Source organism: Pantoea sp. Seng (assembly GCF_009829935.1).
GTDB lineage: Bacteria > Pseudomonadota > Gammaproteobacteria > Enterobacterales > Enterobacteriaceae > Pantoea > Pantoea communis.
Map to the genome: position 1 here is coordinate 45393 of NZ_SZZV01000006.1, position 20710 is coordinate 66102.

The following is a 20710-nucleotide window of genomic DNA, read 5'->3' on the forward strand; positions in this document are numbered from 1 at the left end:
TGTTCAAGGATGGGGCGGCCTGATGGCCGCCTTCTTTTTATAACGGCCTGCGGTGATCGTCTTTATTCAATGTCCACAGTGCGGCAAAGCTCACCAGCGCTGTGCCCATCACATACCAGGCCGGAATATCCGCATTACCGGTCTGTTTCATCAAACCGGTAATAATCAGCCCCGCACAGCCAGAAAACAGCGCATTCGACAGCGAGTAGGCTAACCCAAGCCCGGTGTAGCGCACGCGCGTCGGGAACATCTCCGCCAGCATCGCGGGCCCCGGCCCTGCAAGCATGCCGACCAATGCCCCGGCCACAAACACCGCCGCCGCTTTGATCAGCAAGCCGTTTAGTGGGTCCTGCAATACTTTCAGCAGCGGGAATGCCAGCACCAGCAACAAGAAGGTCGCCAGTAACATCACTGTGCGTCGTCCTACGCGATCGCTCAGGATACCCGCAGGCAGGATCGTTGCCGCAAAGCCGAGATTCGAGATCACCGCAATCAGCAGCGCCTGATTGAAGCCGGTATGCAGCGCTGCCTGCAAATAGGTGGGCATGATCACCAGATAGGTATAGCCCGCTGCGGACCATACCATCAGTCGTCCGATCCCCAGCATAATGGCGCGTACAGTGGCACTGACCGACGCGCTTTCTGCATTGGTTGCTTGCTCAAACTGTGGAGACTCTTCTAAGCCCGACCGTAGCCAAAGTGCGATAGCGCCTAGTGGCAGTGCGAGCAGAAACGGGATGCGCCACCCCCAGTCAATCATAGCTGCGCCTCCGATGAGCAACGGCAAAACCGCCACCACGGCCACGCCCGCCAGTAATCCAAACGCCACGGTCAGAGACTGCCATGCTCCGTAAAAGCCGCGTTTGCCCGGAGGCGCAAATTCCGTCATCAGTGACACTGCGCCGCCGTACTCTCCACCTGCGAACAACCCTTGCAGGATGCGTAACGCGGTAATCAGCAGCGGTGCAGCAACGCCAATGGAGGCATAAACCGGCACCAGACCGATCGCAGCGGTCGCGAGCGTCATCAATATCAACACAGCGATCAATACCGGCTTGCGTCCATAACGATCGCCCAACCTGCCGAACACTACCGCGCCTAAAGGACGAAAAAAGAAGGCCACGGCAAATGCCGCATAGGTCAGGATGAGACTGGTGAGGGCACTTTCGCCCTCAAGCTGGAAGAAGTTTTTAGCCATCAGCGTGGCCATAAAACCGTAAACGGCGAATTCATACCACTCAATAAAATTGCCAACGGATCCGGCAATGAGCACGCGCTTGTGTGCCGCAGAAAGAGACATGACGTTTTCCTATCAACAGGGGGCAGTGAACATCCTGCGTTCAAGCTGCTGATGTGACAACCGCTGGCGCTAATCAGCTGCTGAAAATCGCTGTGGGTTCAAAGTTTTCACTGATTAAGTGGCTGACAAACAGGCTTCGTCTTACAAACCTTTTTCGTAATTAATCGCTTCCTTTATTTTTATCAAAGCCGATTGCAAATCATGCAGGCTTACAGAACCCAGCGCCAGCCGGATAGCCTGCGGCACGGTCGCCGAGGTACTGAAAGGTTCTGCAGTTGATACGGAAATTCGACTCTGCAGCAGGCGTTTTACCACGCGCTCCGCCCGAGCCTCTTCAGGTAACACAATCCAGATAAAATAGGCATTCGGATGTCCATAGCAGGTAAAATCCTGCAAGATTGTTCGCGCCAGGGTTTGACGTTGCCCGGCATCTCTTCGCTTCTCTTCCTCAAGTTGTGCGACGTATCCCTCTCGCAACCAGTCGCAAACGAGGGAGGTCATTAATGCGGGCGTGTTCCAGCTAGTAGCGCGAATCGCGCGTTCCAGTGCATCACGATGTACCGCAGCAGACACTACGGCACCGACTCTCAACCCCGTCGCCACGTTCTTAGAAAAACCAGTGACATATATCGTCCTTTCAGGGGCGTAATAGGCCAGGGGTGCTGGAGGTCGCGGCTCAAGATAGGCGTAAGCCGCATCCTCAATGATAAGTAAATTATATTTTCGGGCAATTGAACCGATAGTTTCTCTCTGTTCGCTACTGAGCACCCAGCCCAGCTGATTATGCAATGTAGGCATGGTGTAAATGGCGCGAACCCGCCTGCTTTGGCAAACGGTTTCCAAAGCCACAAGATCAGGGCCAGAAGGATTGACGGGGATAGGGACGAGTTCCAGATGGTACAGGCTGGCCAACACTTTAAAGCCCGGATAAGTCAGAGCATCAACCGCGACAACATCACCCGGTCTCAATAAACCCATTACGGTTATCGCCAAACCCTGTTGCGCGCCATTGACCATCAAAACGTTTTTGGCTTGCGTAACAACTCCCATATTGCTCAGGTAAGAGGCAACCGCTTCACGGTCGTTCAAACGCCCGGCATAAGGCTGATAGCGCAATAACGATTTGATGTCACCGCGTGTCGCAAGTTGTCGCAGTGCACTGCGTAGACGGTCAGCTTGCTCTGGCAGGGAAGGGGTGTTGAAATTCAGATCTAATACATCTGGTGCAACTCGCTGTTGATCATCACTTGATCCCAGTGGGCGCAAAATTTCCCTGACAAAGGTTCCCCGACCGGTTTCTCCCTTCACCAGTCCCATGGCTTCCAGCTCACTGTAAATACGCGTTGCGGTGGCTAATGAGATAGCACGCTCGCTGGCGAGTGCTCTGTGCGTGGGCAATCGTGTCCCTGCGGGCAAATGGCCGAGTTGTATCGCGCTGGCGAATTCATCAACGATAACTTTATAGCGAGCCTTCATCCAATGTATCCATGACAATTTTTTGATTGTCATTAATGCTGTCATTTACGCTTTAAAGCGTCAACGGTGGGTAAGTCAATGAATCAAGGTGGCGTTTATGGCGACTAGCAGCAACACAAGCGTATCTCACGCTAACCATTCTGGATTACAAGGATGGATGAGTGGATTTATCGGGATGGTTATTTTTAGTGGATCGTTACCGGCTACGCGTGTGGCGGTACAAAGTTTCGATCCTTTTTTCCTGACTTTCATACGCGCTTCAATTGCAGGAGTGCTGGCGGTCCTGATCATTTTAGCCCTTCGACAACGCCGACCTGCGCCCGGACAGTTTTTTTCATTGCTGATTGTCGCGCTGGGTGTCGTGATAGGTTTTCCTTTGTTCACTGCGCTGGCGTTACAGCATGTCAGCTCAGCACATTCGATCGTTTTTATTGGATTGCTTCCAATGTCTACCGCGCTTTTTGCCGTGATTCGTGGAGGCGAACGGCCGCGAGGAGCATTTTGGTTGTTTTCCACTCTCGGTTGTCTATTGGTGATGGGGTTTGCGCTGGTGCAGAGCGCAGCGGCATCACTGACCGGTGACCTCTTGATGTTAGCGGCGACGTTAGTTTGCGGCCTGGGTTATGCGGAAGGCGCAATGCTTTCTCGACACCTGGGTGGGTGGCAGGTCATATGCTGGTCACTGATCCTTTCACTGCCGATCATGTTGCTGGCAACAGTGATGACGGCTCCTCTCAGTTTTGAACCTGTTCAGGCGTCTGCATGGTGGGCTTTAGGATATGTATCGCTGTTCAGCATGCTGATTGGTTTCATCTTTTGGTACAGGGGGCTGGCAACCGGCGGTATCGCCAGCGTAGGACAACTGCAGCTGTTACAGCCTTTCTTTGGCCTGATTTTCTCAGCCTGGTTACTTCATGAATCCATTCATACATCCATGCTGGTGGTGACGGCAGCCGTTGTATGTTGTTTGGCCGCTGCACGTAAATTTGAGCGGTAGCTTTACAAAATCCTGACGAACCTTGCGCAGTTGTTAAGCGCAAGGTAAATATTCTTAAAATAAACCGCACCGCTCGCGGTTTTTCCCGTTAAACTGCTTTTCTTGTCGATCAGACTTTTCCAGTGAATGAATTATTACTCACCTGATGATAGCCATCTGAAGCGGCGTTCACAGCGCTTCGTTCGTCGTATGTTTATCATGCGCCAGCTTGGCACAATTTTATGTTTCTTCCCGATTCTCTCGGTATTGATGGAGATGCATCGCGGAGTGGCGTTCAGCGCCCTGTTATTTATCAATGCATTTATCTGGCCGTGGGTGGCTTATCGCCGGGCATTGCGTGCCGAAGACGCCACCGGCACCGAACGGCATAACTTAACGCTGGACGCGGCATTTGGCGGTATTTGGGTAGCGCTGATGGCGCTTAGCCCATTGCCGTCATTTATCATTATGGCGGTGCTGGCCTCGGATCGTTATGCGGCAGGAGGCGCAGCGCAGTTAATCGCTGCCATGCAGGCTTTCCTCTGCGCTTTCGTTATGGTCTGGCTGGTGGATGGCGCGGGTGTCAATCTCACATTCAGCCCGCAAACCGTCTGGCTGACATTGCCGCTGGCAACCTGCTATATGCTGGTATTGAGCGTGACGTCCTACAATTTGACCTGGCAATTACGTAAACGAAACCGTGAACTGGAGCGTATTGCGTTAATGGACCCTGGTCTGGAGATCCCTAACCGCCGTCTGTTTGAACGTCGTCTGGAGAGCGAATTCCTGAGTACGCGTCGTGGCGACAGCGCGGGGTATCTGCTGCTGATGGATCTTGATTACTTCAAGTCGGTGAATGATACCTGGGGCCACGAAGCCGGGGATTTTTTACTGGCAGAGATTTCGGCACTGCTTCGTAATCATGTGGGATTGCAGGATATTCCCGCGCGTTTCGGCGGTGATGAGCTGGGCGTGATCGTGCACCATGCGACCGATGAGACGGTGGTAGCGTTGGCAAATCGCTTAAAGGAAAAAATCGCTCAGGTGCGCCTGCCAGCGTCGGCGGAGTTTCGCTGCTCGGTGAGTATCGGCATTGCTTCAGCCGCCAACGCCGAGTCCTTGCGCCATTGGTTACGCCATGCAGATGAAGCGTTATACGAGGTAAAACGCGCCGGACGAAATGGTGTGCGGCTGTGGGTCCCGCCGCAACCACCGTTGGCCGGCGCCGCCTGATCAGGCAAACGTCGGTTCGCAATTCACCGGGAAGTTGAGTGAATTGGCCACATAACAGGCCTCATGTGCCTGATGATGTAACTCACGCGCGCGATCCGCATCTGCCGGATCGCGCAGCGAAATGCGCGGTTTCAGCGTGATTTGCGTGAAACGACCCCGAGCGCCTTCCACCATGGTGCCTTCCGCGGCATCCTCATAAGCTTCCACCACAATTCCCGCGTCCGCGCACAGGTGCAAATACCACAGTTTGTGACAGGCGGAGGCCGAAGCCAGCAATAACTCTTCAGGATTCCAGCGCGTGGCATCGCCACGAAATGCCGGATCGGCGCTCAAAGGCATTATGGGTTTGCCGTCTGCCAGCATCTCACTGTTACGATCGTAAGCGGTGTAAGAGGAGGTGCCGGTGCCGCGATTGCCGGTCCAGCGGACCGTGACCTGATAGTGGTGTTCCCGTGCCATAGCTGAAGTTCCTTTTGTGGGGTAATCGGCGGTCAGTTTACTGTGTTTGCTGGCGTGGCGGGAAGGCTCTGATCAGCCACCGCGCGTCAAATCCTCAATATCCAGCGTTTCAGTCTGACAAATGGAGATCAGGCTGGCGGCTTCATCACTTAGCCGTACAAAGGTATGGCGCATCGTACTGTCGATGTAAGCGCTGTCACCTTGTGCCAGCCGCAGCGGTGCATAGAGCTGCGTATGCAACATCACTTCGCCTGACAAAACATAAATGAACTCTTCACCGGCATGCTGGGACCATGCTTCCGGCGGCGGCAACTCGCGCGTCTCAATTCCCATCACCACCGGAATCATCCCTTTCACCAGCAGTTCGGCAGCATGCACTTCATAACGAAAATAGGGGTTGGTAAAGGCTAATCCTTTACCGGCCAGTGTGTAAGTGCGGCGGCCCTGAATGGCGGTGCTCGCCACCGAAGGCAGGGGCAACTCTTCGGCGAACAGTTCGGCCAGAGAGTAATCAAACGCGCTGGCAATCTTGGCAATGGTATCGAATGAAGCGGATACCTGGCCTTTTTCAATCTTCGAAAGTGTCGAAATAGACACGCCACTCAACTCGGCGACCTGCTCCAGCGTCAATTCTCGCGCCTGACGTATCGTTTTGATTCGCAGTCCAAAATCTTGTTCGCCGGTTAAGGCGGCGCCCAGCCCGGAGGCTTCATGCTGTCGGGTGGTTTTCATTGGCAATGATTCTTCTGCTAAGTGAACTGGACAGTTAATTTCTCACATATGATAAAAATTATCACATAAGAAAATTGTATTGGTCTAAATGTGAGCAGAGTAGCAGTTTAAAAGAAAACTTCTGGGAGCTGCTATGAACATAACCACCATCGCCAGCATTACACTGCCCGCGTTTTACGATAAAGCCCGCAACCTCAACAACCTGCTGAGTTGGATGGAACAGGCAGCACAGGAAGGTGCCGACCTGGTGGTGTTTCCGGAGCAGGTTTTACAAGGCTATCTGCCGGATACGCTCAACTGGAACGGCGAAGCGGTGGCGTGGCAAATGGCGCAAGCCGAAGTGGTGACCGAAGGTGAGAGCGTGCAGGCCATGCAAAAGCTCGCCACGCAACTGGGCTTGCATGTGGTTTTCGGCATGACCGAGCGCCATCCTGAACGTGCCGAAGTACTGTTTAACAGTGCGGTGCTATTGGGGCCAGACGGTTTGCTCGGCGTGTATCGCAAAGTGCATCAGCCGGGCGATGAGAAGCACGTCTACTATCCTGGCAGCGATTTTCCGGTGTTCAGCACGCCAATTGGCCGCATTGGTATGTTGATTTGCTACGACAAAGTGTTCCCGGAAAGCACTCGCGAGCTGGCGCTGAAAGGCGCGGACATCATGATCATGCCCACCGCATGGGGCTATGCCGGAGACGGCAGTGCAGGCGATGCCGATCCCATGGTGGATAGCTACACGCTGTTTGGCCGTGTGCGCGCACTGGAAAATCAATGCTGGATGATCGAATCCAATCTGTGCGGCCAGCACGGCAATCTTCACTATCACGGCCACAGCCGCATTATCGATCCGCTGGGAAATATCGTGGCTGACAGTGGCACCACGGAAGGCATGGCGATTGCCCGCGTCGAGGTGCAGTCCGCCATCCTGCGCGCCCGCAGCAGCGACTATCTCGGCTATCACTTCCTGAAAGATTACGTTCCGGTGCAGGCCCCGCCTTCGCCGTTGACGGTTCACAATCGCCACGCGCGACCTTTGGGGGAAAACCATGAGTAAAGTTCTGGAAGCCGCTGGCATCCACAAAAGCTATCCCACGCCGGAGGGTGAGGTGACGGTGCTGCGCAACCTCAACTTCCATGCCAATCGCAATGAATTCGTCTCATTTGTCGGGCCCAGCGGCTGCGGCAAATCGACGCTGTTCAACATCATCACCGGGCTGCTAATGCCCGACAGCGGCAGCATTTTGCTGAAGAATCGCGAAACCACCGGCACGCCGTCACCGGAACTCGGTTATGTGCTGCAAAAAGACCTGCTGTTCCCGTGGCGTACGGTGATCGACAACGTGATCCTCGGTCTGGAAGTGCGCGGCATGCCCAAAGCACAGGCGCGAGCCAAAGCGCGTGAACTGTTCGAACTCTACAAAATGACCGGTTACGAGCAGAAGTATCCGTCGCAGCTTTCCGGCGGCATGAAACAGCGTGTGGCATTGATGCGCACCATGGTCACCAACCCGGAAATCATCCTGATGGATGAGGCTTATAAGGCGCTGGACTACCCGCTCAAAATCTCGCTGGAAAGTGAATTGCTGAGTGTGGTGAAAGAGCAGCACAAGACGGTGATCTTCATTACGCATGATATCGAAGAGGCGGTCACGCTGTCGGATCGTGTTTACGTGATGAAAGCGCGCCCCGGTGAAATTGTGCAGGAGATTGAGGTCGATCTCGGCACGGATAGCCTGTCGATACCCGAACGCCGCCTGTCGCCGCGTTTCAATGAGTATTACGAGCATATCTGGCGCAGCATCGGCATTCAGCCTGAGCCGGTTAACTAACGAGAGGACGACATGACAATGAACTCAGTGTCTACACGCCCTACGGCTGCGGCGACGGCAAATCGCAGTTCGCGAGAAACCTTTTTCCGCTCAGCTAACGCACGTCGCTACACGCTGCTGTTCTTACAGGTGGCGATTGTGGTGCTGCTGTTGGGAGGGTGGGAGCTCGGTGTGCGCAGTGGCAACATCAACGCCTTCCTGTTCTCCAGCCCCTCGCAGGTATGGGAGGTGCTGGTCCAGCGCTTTCAGTCCGGTGAAATGGTGACTGATGTGCGCGTCACCGCCGTTGAAACCCTGGTGGGGTTTGCCGTGGGCGCGATTGGCGGCTCGATCCTGGGGTTGCTGCTGTGGTACTCGCGCTTTATCTCTGACCTTGCCGCGCCGTTTATCGCCGCGATTGGCTCAATTCCGGTACTGGCGATTGCGCCGATGACCATCATCTGGTTCGGCACGGAGATGCTTTCCAAAGTGGTGATTGTGGCGTTTTCCTGCGTGGTGGTGTCACTGACCACCTCTTATAAAGGCGCGATGCGCACCGATCCCGATCTCATCAACCTCCTGCGATCCTTCAACGCCGGACGCGGCACCATTTTCTTCAAGCTGGTGGTGCCATCCGCGATGTTGTGGGTGCTGTCGGGCTTACGGCTTAACGTTGGCTTCGCGCTGGTCGGTGCCATCGTCGGTGAATACATCTCTTCGGATAGCGGCGTGGGTCATATGATCCTGCTGGGGAGTTCCAATTTCGGTATGAACATTGTGCTGGCTGGCATCGTGCTGGTCATGCTGATGATGCTGTGTTTCAACGCGCTGGTGGCATTTATTGAACGCCTCATTCTCTCCTGGGACAGGAAATAATCATGAAAAAATTCCGTTTAGCTACGATCTCTGCCGCAGTTTGTCTGGCTTCTCTGGTGAGTGCGCACGCGGCTGACACGCCAGTGCGCATCAACCAGGCGTTTCAATCGCTGCTCTATCTGCCGCTGTATGTGGCACAAGAGCAGGGCTTTTTTAAGCAGCAGGGCGTTGATGTGAAAATCAGCACCGGTGGCGGCGGGGCGCAATCCTGGGCGGCGGTGATTGGCGGCTCGGCAGATTTCTCGATTCAGGATCCGGTGTTTGTGCCGAAAACCCGTGAAAACGGCGGCAAGGGGGTGGTGGTGGCCGGGGTACAGAACGCGCCAACCATCTTCATCTTCGGCAAAGAAGCGGCTTCTTTGCAGGACAATTTGTCACTGCTCGCGGGCAAACGTGTGGTGACCAGCCCGCAACCGGATACCACCTGGGCGTTTATGAGTTATCTGATCAAACAGAACAACCTCAAAGACGTGAAGCTGGTGCATGTGGCGATTGGCAATGAGATCCCGGCGGTGGCGGCAGGTCGTGCAGATTACGCGTTAGCGGCGGAGCCACAGGTCACCATGGCCGAAAAGCAGAACGGCTTGCATGTGGCTTATTCGTTCTCAGCCGCGCAATCCTGGTATCCGTTTGCCTTCTCTAGCCTGACGACCACACAACAATATATTGATAAGAATCCAAAGGCCGCGCAGGCCGTCGTGACCGCCTTTGAACAGGCCTCACGCTTTATCTACAAGCATCCGGCTGAGTCGGTGACCATTGCACGTAAATACTTCCCCGCGTTGCCCGAGGAGGTGGTGAAAACCGCAGTGCAGCGTGAAATCGATGCCAAAGGCTATCCGGAGAACGTGCTGGTGTCGCAGAAGGCCTGGGATAACAACATGAACATCGCGCTATATGCCAAAAACATTAAAGCCTATCCCTCAGAAGCTACGTCGTATCAGAACAACGTAAATACCGAGTTGGCGACCAAGGCCAAAGAAGCGGTTGATGCGATGGGTGATAAATAAGCCATCACCGACTGTCGCCAGGTTACGGGCGTACCGCTGTGCGCCCGCATTTAAGAGGAATGATTATGGATGCACTGACACTTCGACTGGCATTGATACAGCGCCATTGTGCGGCTGATGCGGTAGAGCTGGAACACCTGCTCACCGATTGTGAAGCGCGTGCGGCGGGCGTTAGCGCCTTTGCTGCGCAACATTTCGCGCCAACGTTGCTGCCGGCAAACGCGTGGGTTTCATCGCTGCATCCGCCGCTGGAGTTGCCCCATGAGTGAGTTGATCGATGTCTCGATGCTGACGCTGGCACAGCAGTTGCGCACACGGCAGACCAGCGTGCCAGAACTGGTTGAAGCCTGTCTGGCGCGTGAGGAAATTACACGCGATCTCAATGCGTTCAATGAAGTTTATGTGTCTCAGGTCCGTCAGACGGCCAAAGCCAGCCAGCGCTTACTGGAACAGGGCTACGATCTGGGCCCGCTGCATGGCATGCCGATTGCCATTAAAGCCAATATCGATTTGGCCGGTGAGGAGATGCACGCGGGCAGTCAGATACTCAGTGGCAATATCGCCCAGCGTGATGCGGTGGTCGTGCAGCGTCTGAAGCAGGCGGGCGCGTTAATCATCGGCAGCACCAATATGCATGAGTTCGCCTGGGGCGGCACCACCAACAATCCGCACTACGGTGCCAGCAGCAATCCCTGGGATGATGCCCGCATTCCTGCCGGTTCCAGCGGCGGTTCGGGTGTCGCCGCCTCGGTGCGCAGTGCGCTGGCAACGCTGGGCACCGATACCGGGGGATCGATTCGTTTACCGGCGTCGATGAACGGGATCACCGGTTTGCGCCCGGGCGTGGGGCGACTCTCAACGGAGGGCATTTTTCCCCTCGCCACCAGTCTTGATACCGTCGGGCCGCTGGCTCGTTATGCCGAAGAGTGTGAAGTGCTGTTTAATGTGCTCGACGGCAAAACACAGCCGCTGACAGCATTACCGGAACTGGCCGGATTGCGTATTGGCTTACTGCCGGATGTGCATCAGCAGGTACAGCCCGATGTCGGCACTGCTTATGATCAAATGGTGCAGTGGTTTAGCGCAGCAGGTGCACGCTGCCAGACGCTGAGTTTGACCGGGCTTGAGCAGGCGGTGAACGCGCTGGTGCTAATCAACCTTGCGGAACCGGCTTCATTGCACGCCGCCTGGCTTGATGACCGTCAGCAAGAATACGGTGCGGATGTGCGTAAGCTGCTGCAAGCGGGACTCGCCATTACCGCAGTGGAGTATCTGCAGGCACAACGTTTCCGCACCGGTTTACGCCAGCAGTTGTTGCAGCATTTGAATCAGGTGGATGTGATTCTGGTGCCGACGCTGCCGTTTACCGCACCGCATAAAGGACTGGAAGCGATTCAAATGGGAGACCGCGAAGAGAGCGTGTTGACCGGCAACATGCGTTACAACGCGCTGGCAAGTCTGTCAGCACTGCCCGCTATCAGTCTGCCTTCCGGGTTTGATCATGCAGGGATGCCCATTGGCATGCAGCTCATTGGACGTGATGGCGCTGAGCGCAAACTGCTCGCTTTTGCGCGTCGATTCCAGCAGGAGCACGATTATCATCTGCAAACACCAACCCGGCTAAGTGCGTGAAACCCATTCCGCTGCGCGACCTGTTAATCCTGCTGCTGGTGGTCAACGGCTGGGCTTTTAACGTTATCGCCATGAAGTTTGGCCTGATGGAACTGCCGCCGCTGTTCATGCTGACGCTGCGTTTTGTGCTAGTGGCGGCGCTGTTGCTGCCGTTTCATCGCCTGACGTGGCGTCAGTTACCTGGCATGATGCTGCTGGGATTCACCTTTGGCTTTGTGCATTTCGGGTTAATGGTGATTGGCATGCAAACCACCGATGCGGGCACCACCGCCGTGTTTATCCAGATGGGCACGCCGATCGCCATGCTGCTGGCAGCATTCTGGCTCAAAGAGCGGCTGCGCTATCAGCAAATCGGCGGCGTAGTGGTGGCGTTTTTGGGCGTGATGATTCTTGCAGGCAGTCCGGCGCTGTCGCACTGGCAAAGCATTATGTGGTTATTGATGAGCGCCTGTGGTTGGGCATGCAGCACGGTGCTGATCAAGCGTTTGCCGCCGATTGCACCGCTGGCGATGACGGGCTGGCTGTCACTGTTTGCCATTCCATTGGTGGGGGTGAGTTCGCTACTCACCGAGCAGCACCAGTTCACTTTGCTACTCGCAGCGGGTTGGCGCGGTTGGCTCGGGGTCATCTACAGCGCGCTGGGTTCGTCCATCCTCGCTTATTCATTGTGGTACGGCCTGCTGAAACGCTATCCCGCCAGCCAGATTCTGCCCTGGTCACTGCTCAGCCCGGCGCTGGCATTACTGATGGGCGTGGCAATTCTGCATGAATCGCTGGATCACAGCAAAGTGATCGGCACGCTGCTGATTGTAGGAGGGATATTGCTGGCAGTGGTGCGAGGCACAGTCATGAAGAAGAGGGTGGTCGTGTAATTGGGATTTTTCAGCCGGAATGCCCAGAATTCTTTATGTAAGAGGGTTATATCGGCATATCACTCAACCCTGCTATGCGGCATGTAAGGCGCGCACGTCGGCTCAAAACCGCGAGTTAATTCCCCTATCTTCCTGATTATTACTCTCCTATTTAATTAACTCCCTCAATACAACGCTTTATTAATGTCTGGCACTAATATTTATAAATGACTGCTATTAATCTGATTCGAATAGAAAACCCTTCACTATTTTTGTGTAAACAGTCACAGTATCGACCAATTAAAATGAAAGCGTAAAGTAAAGAGAGAATGTGAAGGTTATTTGACTATATAACCTTTTGACAAATAAATATACCAGCAATGCATATAAACCCCGTTGCTTTTGAGCGTAGAACATCAATCAAGCATAAACAACTGCAACTCAACATAAGTGTATGTGAGACGTGACATGTATTCTAACGCGATATGGATCATGCTGGAGAAGTCAGTCAATATCATCGGACTGATATATATCAATTCATTAATGGCTAAATACATTGGCCCGGATAACTTTGGCAAGATAAACATCGCCACCTCGCTGTTTATCTTTGTACAGACGTTGTCATGGTTTGGTGGCCAGAATATTATTTTTAAACGCATGAGTGAGAGAGCCCGTTCAGGTATCTCTTTGGCGATGCACACGCAGAATCAGAGGCGTTTTTTCTTTCTCATCTCCTCAAGTGCAGTACTCACGTATCTCTACTTCTTTACGGATCTCACGGTCTTTATCTTTGGCGTTGCCAACTGCATCGCGACGTATTACATCGTGATGGACTTCTTTTCGATCTATAACAACACTCAATTAAAATCGAAGATCAATACGATTACCAATGTCATCGGATTGTCTTTGGCACTGATGGCCAGATTCTACATATCTCACTTTGAACTGCCGATTTACTATTTCACGATACCTATCATCATTATCCCTCTGGTCCCTTACGTCATGCGCCTTGTGTACTTTAGGCAGACCACAGCAGTCAATGAAAGTAGTAAAGGTGCTGTGATGTATAACCGCCATATGTTGTATACCGGCGGGGCCTTAATTCTGTCGAGCATATCAGCGGATATCTACACGCAGATTTCGAGTATTTTTCTGGCTAAAATGATCTCTTACTCAAATCTGGGAATCTATAGCGTTGCATTAACCATAGGAGGCGCCTGGTCATTTATCGTATTGGCATTAATAACGAGTTTCTTCTCAAAGATTTACAATGAAAAGAATCAACCTGCTGTAGATGAATTACTAAGTAAAATCAACAGGATTGTTATCCTGCTGTCTTTAGTTGTGCTAGGTGGGTTCTATCTGTTTGGTGATGACTTTATCCATTTGCTTTATGGCAATAAGTATATGGAATCTGCCGAAATTATACCCATCATCATTATTGGCACGATGTTCTCGTCACTGGGAACGATCTGCTACCGGTATATGATTAAAGAGTCCGGATACAACTACCTGGCTAAGAAGATGTTTTTATGTTGTGTATTAACCGTGCCATTTTCCTGGGTCATGATCCGTTCCTTCGGAATTAATGGCGCTGCATACTGTTTTTTGATTGTTGAAATTTTGTCTTGCACGTTACTGAATTACTTTTTCAAGAATAGAACAATCATCAAAATGCACCTCAACATTTTTAAAACGAGATAATTTCAATGAGAATGATAAAACACACAGTTAAGTCAGCTCTGAAAATTAGCGCTAATATTTCACCAGAATTCTGTGCTAAAGCCCACTACTACATTAAATTCAAGAAGAAACTTAATTTAACCAATCCTACCAATTTTAATGAAAAGATTCAGTGGCTCAAGTTCAATGAGCTGAACAATGATATCTACACTCGCTGTGCGGATAAGTATAAAGTCAGAGAATATATTTCATCCAAAGGCTGCGGTCAAATTCTGAATGAGCTTTATGGCGTCTACGATAGTCCTCAAGATATTGACTATGCTGCACTGCCTGAAAGGTTTGCGCTCAAGTGCAATCATGGTGCAGGCTACAACATCATTTGTAGTGATAAATCCTCATTAGATGTTGATAAAACCAACCGGCAGTTGAGCAAGTGGTTAAGTGAGGATTTCTCATCACTTTTTATTGAGCCACAGTACCGAAAGATTGAGAGAAAGATTCTCTGCGAAAAATTTATCGAGAATGAACGCGGTGGTTTTCCAGACGACTATAAGTTTTACTGCTTTAACGGTAAACCCTACGCCGTCATGGTTTGTGTCGGCCGTGAAAAAGGCACGCCTAAATTCTATTACTTTGACATGAACTGGAATCCGCTACCCTTTGAGGATACGGTGAAGTTGATTAATAAGTATGACCTGCCCGAGATGCCTGAGGGCTTTGTAAAAATGAAGCAGTATGCAATGAAACTGGCGAGCGATTTTAAATTCGTGCGCGCTGATTTCTATCTTCTCAATGGCGAAGTCATTTTTGGTGAACTGACATTTACGCCTTCAGCAGGTCTGGATGTCTCCCTTCAGGAAGCGGATGCCATTTTGGGTGGGCAACTGAGGTTGTGATTGGTGTGCATGGAGCGCCCCAGACAGAGTAGAGTTAACTCTGGCAGTTGATGAATAGCGGTTCGGGGATTGAGGGCGGCATAATGAAGCACTCAATCCCTTTTCATTTATTGATTCAGTTCCTGCAACAGGCGTGTATTCATGTACAGCTTCTCGCGCCCATAACTTTTCTCTTCTAATACGCCGATTCCCACAAGCTGTTTCAAATAAGCGGATGCCGTTTGACGTTTAGCGGTAGCCAGTCGCTGTACTGCATGGTAACAATCCAAAAAACTATTTGGTGAGGCACCATAGGGGTCCCATTGATGCTGTTTGTCCTGCATTAACGCCAATAACCCGTTCTCAATTTCCGTTTGCTGAAGTAGAGGCTGATCGGAATGTAACACCACGGCCTGACCGTGCAGCCAGGGCAAGGAGGCGGCAACGGTACGGTTGTTCTCCAGAGCGGGACGCCAGATGGCCAGCATGTCGATGTCACCCTGATGTAACGCCTGTCAGAGAAGTTTGATGGCACTACTATTTGCCATGGCTGTGTAAGTAAATCCCTACCGTTTAATCAGTAACTGTTGACTCAGAATGGTCTCAACTTGCGTTTCGATCAGCACGCAATAAAACGTATTTTGTTGTTTATTCTGGCTGACTGATGAGGTTGACATTGATGATTCGTTACGCGGGTGAAAAAATATCGGTAGTATTACTGGATGACCACCCGATGATTCGATTATCACTGGAAATGGCAGCCAGCCACTATCCCGATATGCAGATCACCGGCAGCTTTTCCCATAGCCACGAACTCTTATCATGGTTGCAAAAGAACGCTGCTGATGTGCTGGTGCTGGATTATATTTTGGGTGGCGATGAGCTTGATGGTTTGTCGTTAATAAAACAGATCTTATCACGCCATCCAACATTAAAGATTTTACTCTCGTCCTCCATGGAAAGCCTGGCGGTAATACGTGCCGCCTTTATGAGTGGAATCAAAGGCTATATTTCTAAACGTGAAGAGGCGCAGACGTATTTTGAAGCCATCCGTGTGATTGACAGAGGGCTGCGCTTTATTCCAGATAACATTGAAAGTGAATTAAGCAAAATACCGGTGCGAAAGCGCGATGGCGCGGTATTAGATGGGCCGCTGTATCACGCCAACGGCGAGAAGCTTTCGCGACTGGATACGCTGTTATCGCCGCGTGAAGCGGAAGTGATCCGTTGTTTCCTTGATGGCATGCAGGTAATTGAGATCGCAGAAAAATTAAAACGCAGCCGTAAAACCATCAGCGGGCACAAGCAATCGGGGATGAAAAAACTGGGGCTGACCACCGATTTAGAATTGTTTAAATACCGCGATCATCTTTTCTAACATTCAATTTTTTATTCCATTCAGCAGAGACTGGATGGTTTTACGTCAATCAGGAAGTATACACCTTATCAACACCTTGGGCGCGTCACTTTTAAAGGTGTACCGCCGCAAAACAAAGGTGAGAATCAAGTGCGTATGTCAAAGCAGTGGCAATGTATTACAGGGCAACAGCAATGCCTTAGCCGCAGTCACCGCCAGCCATGACTCGGTACTCACCGGTAACAACCGCACTGACACCACCAGCCGCATCGCACTGGCATTGAACAGTGGTTCCTCGCTTGCAGGTACGATGACCGGTTTAGACAGCTTCAGTATTGATGGCAGCGGTGGCGGGTTCGTTGAGGCGTCGGCACAGTTGAGCACGCTGTGGACGAAGAGTGATAGTTTGGCTGCCCGTAGCGGTTCGGCTCGCTCGCAACAAGTTGCGCTGCACGGCGTCGTGGGCAAGTCACTGACCTTATCCCAGGGGGCGCAGTCAACGCCGTGGGTACGGTTATCAGCGATTCAGGAGTTGGAAAACAACAATCGCATGACCCTTAACGATCAGCGTTTCAGCAATGATCTGGCCGGTACGCGCGCAGAGATGACATGGCGGATGCCTGCTCAGCTTCAACCTGATCTACAGCTTTATACCGAAGCAGCGACCAGCAAAGCACGGCATATGAACAGCCCTTAGAATGCGTCTTTCGGTGTGCGCTGGAGCTGGTAATCACAGATATCTGGCGGCATCCTGGCGCCGGAATTTTGCTCAACAGATAAGTACTCTCCTACAGCCGATGCAGCGTTCGCGGGCTAAGGTGATAAGCATGCAAGGACGTTTATTCACCCTCTGAAAGGAACATCAGTACGCCATGAAAACCGCCATTATGATCGATGACCACCCAGACCACTGCCGCGAACGCGTGATGGCGTTGGAATACAGCGGCATCGCCGTCTTAGCTGAATGCTTGCCTGTGGTTGAAGGGCTGGATCAGGTTCAACGACGGTGTCCGGACTTGCTGGTGGTTAATCTCATCAACAACCTTGAAGGATTAACGCTGCTGTCCGCATTTCGCGCAGCGTTGTCTGGACGCGGGTGCCGATGGCTATGTCATCGCCTCGGATCAACTCAGCGAATTCAAAGAGGTGGTGCGCATGGTGATGCGTGGTTACAGTTTCGCCCCAGCGCAGGATTTTCCGACGGCAGCCCATCGTCGCCATGGGGCCAGTGATGAGCAACGCTTACGCATGCTCTCCGCGCGCGAAATGACGGTGTTGATTTTGCTGGCAAAAGGCATGGGCAATAAACAGATTGGTGCGCAACTGTCGCTCAGTGAAAAAACCGTCAGTACCTATAAACATCGCCTCAAATTAAAGCTGAACATCACCTCATTAGTGGAACTCATTGACTTCGCGCGGCGCTATCATCTGCTGTAGCAGCACTCACAGTCTTAATCAGAACTCTTCCAGGCAACGAACAGCATGACGGTGTGCCGTGTGTGATTGATGAATGGGTGATGGACGAAACCCCATTGCAGCACCCAATCAACAACCATTCATCAACAGCCCGCAATCAGTGGTGCGCCTCAGCGAATAGTGCACGAATTCAAACAAATTTATCGGTAACGTACTCAGCTTCATCCCTTTTCGGAACCACAGTTGTATGAAAAATCTGTCAAAGTTGGTAATCACTTTAGGCCTGTTTTTAGCCGTCAGCGCTCAGGCTGAAGCACAAGGATGCCTGAAAGGCGCGATGATTGGTGCCGCAGCGGGGCATGTTGCGCACCATGCCGTGATGGGCGCGGTAGGGGGGTGTGTCGTGGGTCATCACATGGCCAGTAAGAAGCAAAAGGAAGCTGAAGCAAAACAGCAGCAACAAAAGTAATTGGCAGATAAGCGCTTCCGGTTTAACGTGCTGACTGCAGATTAATCCGGAGGCGATGAGCATCATCGCCGCACATCAGGAATAGATCCCCCATTATGATCACTATCGAGTCCGCTGACCCCCTCGCCCCTGAATCCCAACGTCTGATTGAACAACTCTCCACAGAGTTGGCGGCCATCACCGGGAACAACGGAAAGAGCCACTTTAATGCTGAAGCCTTGAATGAAAGACGCTCCATCTGGGTGTTAGCAAAAGATCAGCAAGGGAGAGCGGTAGGATGTGCTTCACTGCGGCCGCTATCGCATGACATCGCAGAACTAAAACGCATGTATTCGGATCGCAGCGTATACGGCGTGGGGGCGGCGCTGTTAGAACATTTGCAGCGGTGGGCCGTGAGTGTAGGCTTCGAAGAAATTCAGCTTTCAACACGCGCCATCAACACTCGCGCCGTGGATTTTTATCTTAAACACGGCTTTAAGCAGATTGAAAACTACGGCCCGTATGTTGGTCGCACCGAATCCGTTTGTTTAAGCAGAACACTCTGATCTCACCTTATCTATTCGCATCCCACATCCACATCATCTGCGTAATCGCCTGGTTAAGTTCCTCAATGCTGGCGCCGTCGCGTGCCTGAATCGATAAACCAAACATAAAAGTGCTGAAAGATGCCGCCAGCGCGCTGACATCAACATCCGGCCGCAACTCGCCCGCGGCAACGGCACGCGCGATCGCGGCGGTGATTCCGGCTCGGGTACGCTTGCGCGAGCGTGTCAGCGGTTCGGCCACGGCAGCATGTTCGGCGGAGGTGGCGCTCATGGCACCGAGGCCTACCATACATCCGGTTGGATGGCCTGGCTCGCACTGCATCTGCGCTGAGCGTCGCAACGAGGTTTCCACGGCTTCACGTCCCGTCAGATTCGTATCCCACAGGAATTCCGTTACCTGACCAAAGGTCGCGAGATAGCGCTGCACACACTCACGAAATAATGCCTCTTTCGAACCAAACGCGGCGTAAAAGCTGGGTGCGGAGATGCCGCTATTGATGCTGGCCTTGAGCTGATTCAGTGAAGTCGATTCGTAGCCCTGCTGCCAAAACAGATACATCGCCTGTTCGATCGCCTGGTCCCGATCAAATGTTCTTGGGCGTCCCATCGTCGCCATCGCGTCCTCCTGTTTAATACGTGCGGTGGATTACTATACTAAACGATACATAACTCATTGACAAAGCGAACCCGCCTTACTAGTGTATCGATCGTTACATTAGTTCAGGTCGCTCTCTTTAACTTCATCAAGGCGATATTGCACGGCTAAATATATACCAGTCGATACATAAATGATTTCAGAAGGAATTATGGAAAAAGAACTCGCACTCACCGGGGAAGATGCAGCAACAGAATCGCTGCCGATATCTGCTCTGCTGGCGCTGGCGATGACAGGCTTTATTTGCATCATCACCGAAACCTTACCCGCCGGGCTGTTGCCGCAAATGGCAGCGGGACTGAGCATCTCTAATGCGCTGGCGGGGCAGACGGTCACGGCTTATGCGCTGGGCTCGCTGATCGCCGCGATCCCATTGACCATCGCGACACAGAGTTGGCGGCGCAGAAATGTATTGCTGCTGGCTATCGCCGGGTTCCTGATTTTCAATTCTATTACGGCGCTGTCCGCAAACTACTGGCTCACGCTAACGGCACGTTTTTTGGCTGGCGTAGCAGCGGGATTGTCATGGAGTCTGCTGGCGGGCTATGCCCGCAGGATGGTGGCGATTCACCAGCAGGGCAAAGCGATGGCCATCGCCATGGTGGGCACGCCTATCGCCTTGTCACTGGGCTTACCGCTCGGCACCTGGCTGGGTGGCCTGCTGGGTTGGCGCAGCGCCTTCGCGGTTATCTCTGCCTTAACCCTTGTGCTGGTGGTATGGGTGCTGACCAAAGTGCCTGATTATCCGGGGCAATCGCGCCATGAACGTATGCCGCTATTGAAGGTGCTCACCACGCCAGGTGTGAGACCCGTGCTCAGTGTGGTGATCGCCTGGATGCTGGCTCACAACATTCTCTATACCTACATCGCCCCGTTTCTGCAATTGGCCGGATTGGGTTCTCAAGTGGATGTCGTGCTGCTGGTCTTCGGGCTTTCCGCGCTGCTGGCGATTGCTGTGATCGGGCGGCTGATCGATCGCCAATTACGCAGCAGCGTACTGGTGAGTCTGGCGGTATTTGCCCTGGTTTCATTGGGGTTTATGGGCTTTTCGCACATTCCAGCAGTGCTGTACCTCGGTGTTGCCGTGTGGGGGTTGACCTTCGGCGGGGCAGCAACGCTATTGCAAACGGCGCTCGCGGATACCGCCGGAGAGGGCGCAGATATCGCACTTTCCATGAACGTGGTGGCGTGGAACGGCGCGATTGCGGCGGGCGGCATCACCGGCGGCATTTTGTTGAATCACTGGGGCGCGCAATCATTCCCACCCGTTTTGCTTGTGCTCTTGATCGTGGCATTCGTTATCGCCTGGCAAGCAAGTGAACACGGATTTAGAGCGGGCGCTCGCACGGGTCATTAATCG

Annotated in this window: 22 protein-coding genes and 1 pseudogene; 17 read left to right on the forward strand and 6 right to left on the reverse strand. The window is 52.6% G+C overall.

Features of this window, described 5'->3' with window-relative positions; genetic code table 11:
• Positions 1 to 37: 37 nt before the first annotated feature.
• Both FD737_RS07605 and FD737_RS07610 read right to left on the reverse strand, forming a co-directional pair.
• Complete coding sequence (locus FD737_RS07605) at positions 38 to 1300, reverse strand: MFS transporter (RefSeq protein ID WP_160833154.1); 1263 nt, start codon at positions 1298 to 1300, stop codon at positions 38 to 40.
• A 141-nt stretch (positions 1301 to 1441) separates the two neighbouring features.
• Positions 1442 to 2776 carry a PLP-dependent aminotransferase family protein gene (locus tag FD737_RS07610; RefSeq protein ID WP_160833288.1) on the reverse strand — a complete coding sequence of 445 codons (1335 nt, stop codon included), beginning with the start codon at positions 2774 to 2776 and terminating at the stop codon, positions 1442 to 1444.
• 97 nt (positions 2777 to 2873) lie between these two features.
• On the opposite strand from FD737_RS07610, the gene FD737_RS07615 reads away from it, so the two are divergent.
• Both FD737_RS07615 and FD737_RS07620 read left to right on the forward strand, forming a co-directional pair.
• The gene (locus tag FD737_RS07615) at positions 2874 to 3773 is read left to right on the forward strand and encodes a DMT family transporter (protein WP_160833155.1); all 900 of its coding nucleotides are present in this window, start codon (positions 2874 to 2876) and stop codon (positions 3771 to 3773) included.
• Between the two features lie 126 nt (positions 3774 to 3899).
• On the forward strand, positions 3900 to 4985 hold the full coding sequence (locus FD737_RS07620; RefSeq protein ID WP_160833156.1) for a diguanylate cyclase: 1086 nt from the start codon (positions 3900 to 3902) through the stop codon (positions 4983 to 4985).
• Here FD737_RS07620 and FD737_RS07625 read toward each other — a convergent pair whose 3' ends face one another.
• Positions 4986 to 5444, reverse strand: a complete 459-nt coding sequence (locus FD737_RS07625) for an OsmC family protein (protein WP_160833157.1) — start codon at positions 5442 to 5444, stop codon at positions 4986 to 4988.
• 72 nt (positions 5445 to 5516) lie between these two features.
• Positions 5517 to 6176, reverse strand: coding sequence for a helix-turn-helix domain-containing protein (locus tag FD737_RS07630; protein ID WP_034822430.1), 660 nt, complete (start codon positions 6174 to 6176; stop codon positions 5517 to 5519).
• A 133-nt stretch (positions 6177 to 6309) separates the two neighbouring features.
• Between FD737_RS07630 and FD737_RS07635 the strand changes: the two genes are divergently transcribed.
• The 9 genes from FD737_RS07635 (at position 6310) to FD737_RS07675 (ending at position 14929) form a co-directional block, all read left to right on the forward strand.
• Positions 6310 to 7227, forward strand: coding sequence for a carbon-nitrogen hydrolase family protein (locus FD737_RS07635; RefSeq protein ID WP_160833158.1), 918 nt, complete (start codon positions 6310 to 6312; stop codon positions 7225 to 7227).
• A complete protein-coding gene (locus FD737_RS07640; protein ID WP_034822435.1) occupies positions 7220 to 8002 on the forward strand; it encodes an ABC transporter ATP-binding protein in 783 nt (260 codons plus the stop codon). Before FD737_RS07635 ends, FD737_RS07640 begins: the two co-directional genes overlap by 8 nt.
• A gap of 12 nt (positions 8003 to 8014) precedes the next feature.
• Positions 8015 to 8857: an ABC transporter permease gene (locus FD737_RS07645; RefSeq protein WP_160833159.1), complete on the forward strand. Its 843-nt coding sequence runs from the start codon at positions 8015 to 8017 to the stop codon at positions 8855 to 8857.
• Between the two features lie 2 nt (positions 8858 to 8859).
• The gene (locus tag FD737_RS07650; RefSeq protein ID WP_160833160.1) at positions 8860 to 9867 is read left to right on the forward strand and encodes an ABC transporter substrate-binding protein; all 1008 of its coding nucleotides are present in this window, start codon (positions 8860 to 8862) and stop codon (positions 9865 to 9867) included.
• 65 nt (positions 9868 to 9932) lie between these two features.
• Positions 9933 to 10136, forward strand: coding sequence for a hypothetical protein (locus FD737_RS07655; protein ID WP_097117674.1), 204 nt, complete (start codon positions 9933 to 9935; stop codon positions 10134 to 10136).
• A complete protein-coding gene (locus tag FD737_RS07660; protein ID WP_160833161.1) occupies positions 10129 to 11499 on the forward strand; it encodes an amidase in 1371 nt (456 codons plus the stop codon). Before FD737_RS07655 ends, FD737_RS07660 begins: the two co-directional genes overlap by 8 nt.
• A gap of 5 nt (positions 11500 to 11504) precedes the next feature.
• Positions 11505 to 12371, forward strand: a complete 867-nt coding sequence (locus FD737_RS07665; protein WP_176505746.1) for a DMT family transporter — start codon at positions 11505 to 11507, stop codon at positions 12369 to 12371.
• A gap of 447 nt (positions 12372 to 12818) precedes the next feature.
• Positions 12819 to 14054 carry a polysaccharide biosynthesis C-terminal domain-containing protein gene (locus FD737_RS07670; RefSeq protein WP_160833162.1) on the forward strand — a complete coding sequence of 412 codons (1236 nt, stop codon included), beginning with the start codon at positions 12819 to 12821 and terminating at the stop codon, positions 14052 to 14054.
• 5 nt (positions 14055 to 14059) lie between these two features.
• Positions 14060 to 14929, forward strand: a complete 870-nt coding sequence (locus FD737_RS07675) for an ATP-grasp fold amidoligase family protein (protein ID WP_160833163.1) — start codon at positions 14060 to 14062, stop codon at positions 14927 to 14929.
• 107 nt (positions 14930 to 15036) lie between these two features.
• On the opposite strand, the pseudogene FD737_RS07680 reads toward FD737_RS07675, so the two are convergent.
• Positions 15037 to 15162, reverse strand: a pseudogene (locus tag FD737_RS07680) (Fic family protein); the annotation flags it as partial.
• Positions 15163 to 15641: 479 nt separating this feature from the next.
• Between FD737_RS07680 and FD737_RS07685 the strand changes: the two are divergent.
• The 5 genes from FD737_RS07685 (at position 15642) to FD737_RS07705 (ending at position 18695) form a co-directional block, all read left to right on the forward strand.
• Entirely contained in the window at positions 15642 to 16286 is a 645-nt protein-coding gene (locus FD737_RS07685) for a response regulator transcription factor (protein WP_237448766.1), read from the forward strand.
• 118 nt (positions 16287 to 16404) lie between these two features.
• On the forward strand, positions 16405 to 16962 hold the full coding sequence (locus FD737_RS07690) for an autotransporter outer membrane beta-barrel domain-containing protein (protein WP_160833164.1): 558 nt from the start codon (positions 16405 to 16407) through the stop codon (positions 16960 to 16962).
• Positions 16963 to 17420: 458 nt separating this feature from the next.
• Positions 17421 to 17702: a response regulator transcription factor gene (locus FD737_RS07695; protein ID WP_160833165.1), complete on the forward strand. Its 282-nt coding sequence runs from the start codon at positions 17421 to 17423 to the stop codon at positions 17700 to 17702.
• 226 nt (positions 17703 to 17928) lie between these two features.
• On the forward strand, positions 17929 to 18150 hold the full coding sequence (locus FD737_RS23850; protein WP_058960781.1) for a hypothetical protein: 222 nt from the start codon (positions 17929 to 17931) through the stop codon (positions 18148 to 18150).
• A gap of 95 nt (positions 18151 to 18245) precedes the next feature.
• Complete coding sequence (locus FD737_RS07705; RefSeq protein WP_058960780.1) at positions 18246 to 18695, forward strand: GNAT family N-acetyltransferase; 450 nt, start codon at positions 18246 to 18248, stop codon at positions 18693 to 18695.
• Positions 18696 to 18702: 7 nt separating this feature from the next.
• On the opposite strand, the gene FD737_RS07710 is transcribed toward FD737_RS07705, so the two are convergent.
• Entirely contained in the window at positions 18703 to 19311 is a 609-nt protein-coding gene (locus FD737_RS07710) for a TetR/AcrR family transcriptional regulator (RefSeq protein WP_160833167.1), read from the reverse strand.
• Between the two features lie 190 nt (positions 19312 to 19501).
• Between FD737_RS07710 and FD737_RS07715 the strand changes: the two genes are divergently transcribed.
• The gene (locus tag FD737_RS07715; protein ID WP_160833168.1) at positions 19502 to 20707 is read left to right on the forward strand and encodes an MFS transporter; all 1206 of its coding nucleotides are present in this window, start codon (positions 19502 to 19504) and stop codon (positions 20705 to 20707) included.
• Positions 20708 to 20710 lie beyond the last annotated feature (3 nt).

Bases quoted from the DNA above. Each gene is read 5' to 3' on its own strand.
- FD737_RS07605 (WP_160833154.1), bottom strand. From the start codon at position 1,300: ATGTCTCTTTCTGCGGCACACAAGCGCGTGCTCATTGCCGGATCCGTT.
- FD737_RS07610 (WP_160833288.1), bottom strand. From the start codon at position 2,776: ATGAAGGCTCGCTATAAAGTTATCGTTGATGAATTCGCCAGCGCGATA.
- FD737_RS07615 (WP_160833155.1), top strand. From the start codon at position 2,874: ATGGCGACTAGCAGCAACACAAGCGTATCTCACGCTAACCATTCTGGA.
- FD737_RS07620 (WP_160833156.1), top strand. From the start codon at position 3,900: ATGAATTATTACTCACCTGATGATAGCCATCTGAAGCGGCGTTCACAG.
- FD737_RS07625 (WP_160833157.1), bottom strand. From the start codon at position 5,444: ATGGCACGGGAACACCACTATCAGGTCACGGTCCGCTGGACCGGCAAT.
- FD737_RS07630 (WP_034822430.1), bottom strand. From the start codon at position 6,176: ATGAAAACCACCCGACAGCATGAAGCCTCCGGGCTGGGCGCCGCCTTA.
- FD737_RS07635 (WP_160833158.1), top strand. From the start codon at position 6,310: ATGAACATAACCACCATCGCCAGCATTACACTGCCCGCGTTTTACGAT.
- FD737_RS07640 (WP_034822435.1), top strand. From the start codon at position 7,220: ATGAGTAAAGTTCTGGAAGCCGCTGGCATCCACAAAAGCTATCCCACG.
- FD737_RS07645 (WP_160833159.1), top strand. From the start codon at position 8,015: ATGACAATGAACTCAGTGTCTACACGCCCTACGGCTGCGGCGACGGCA.
- FD737_RS07650 (WP_160833160.1), top strand. From the start codon at position 8,860: ATGAAAAAATTCCGTTTAGCTACGATCTCTGCCGCAGTTTGTCTGGCT.
- FD737_RS07655 (WP_097117674.1), top strand. From the start codon at position 9,933: ATGGATGCACTGACACTTCGACTGGCATTGATACAGCGCCATTGTGCG.
- FD737_RS07660 (WP_160833161.1), top strand. From the start codon at position 10,129: ATGAGTGAGTTGATCGATGTCTCGATGCTGACGCTGGCACAGCAGTTG.
- FD737_RS07670 (WP_160833162.1), top strand. From the start codon at position 12,819: ATGTATTCTAACGCGATATGGATCATGCTGGAGAAGTCAGTCAATATC.
- FD737_RS07675 (WP_160833163.1), top strand. From the start codon at position 14,060: ATGAGAATGATAAAACACACAGTTAAGTCAGCTCTGAAAATTAGCGCT.
- FD737_RS07685 (WP_237448766.1), top strand. From the start codon at position 15,642: ATGATTCGATTATCACTGGAAATGGCAGCCAGCCACTATCCCGATATG.
- FD737_RS07695 (WP_160833165.1), top strand. From the start codon at position 17,421: ATGGTGATGCGTGGTTACAGTTTCGCCCCAGCGCAGGATTTTCCGACG.
- FD737_RS23850 (WP_058960781.1), top strand. From the start codon at position 17,929: ATGAAAAATCTGTCAAAGTTGGTAATCACTTTAGGCCTGTTTTTAGCC.
- FD737_RS07705 (WP_058960780.1), top strand. From the start codon at position 18,246: ATGATCACTATCGAGTCCGCTGACCCCCTCGCCCCTGAATCCCAACGT.
- FD737_RS07710 (WP_160833167.1), bottom strand. From the start codon at position 19,311: ATGGCGACGATGGGACGCCCAAGAACATTTGATCGGGACCAGGCGATC.
- FD737_RS07715 (WP_160833168.1), top strand. From the start codon at position 19,502: ATGGAAAAAGAACTCGCACTCACCGGGGAAGATGCAGCAACAGAATCG.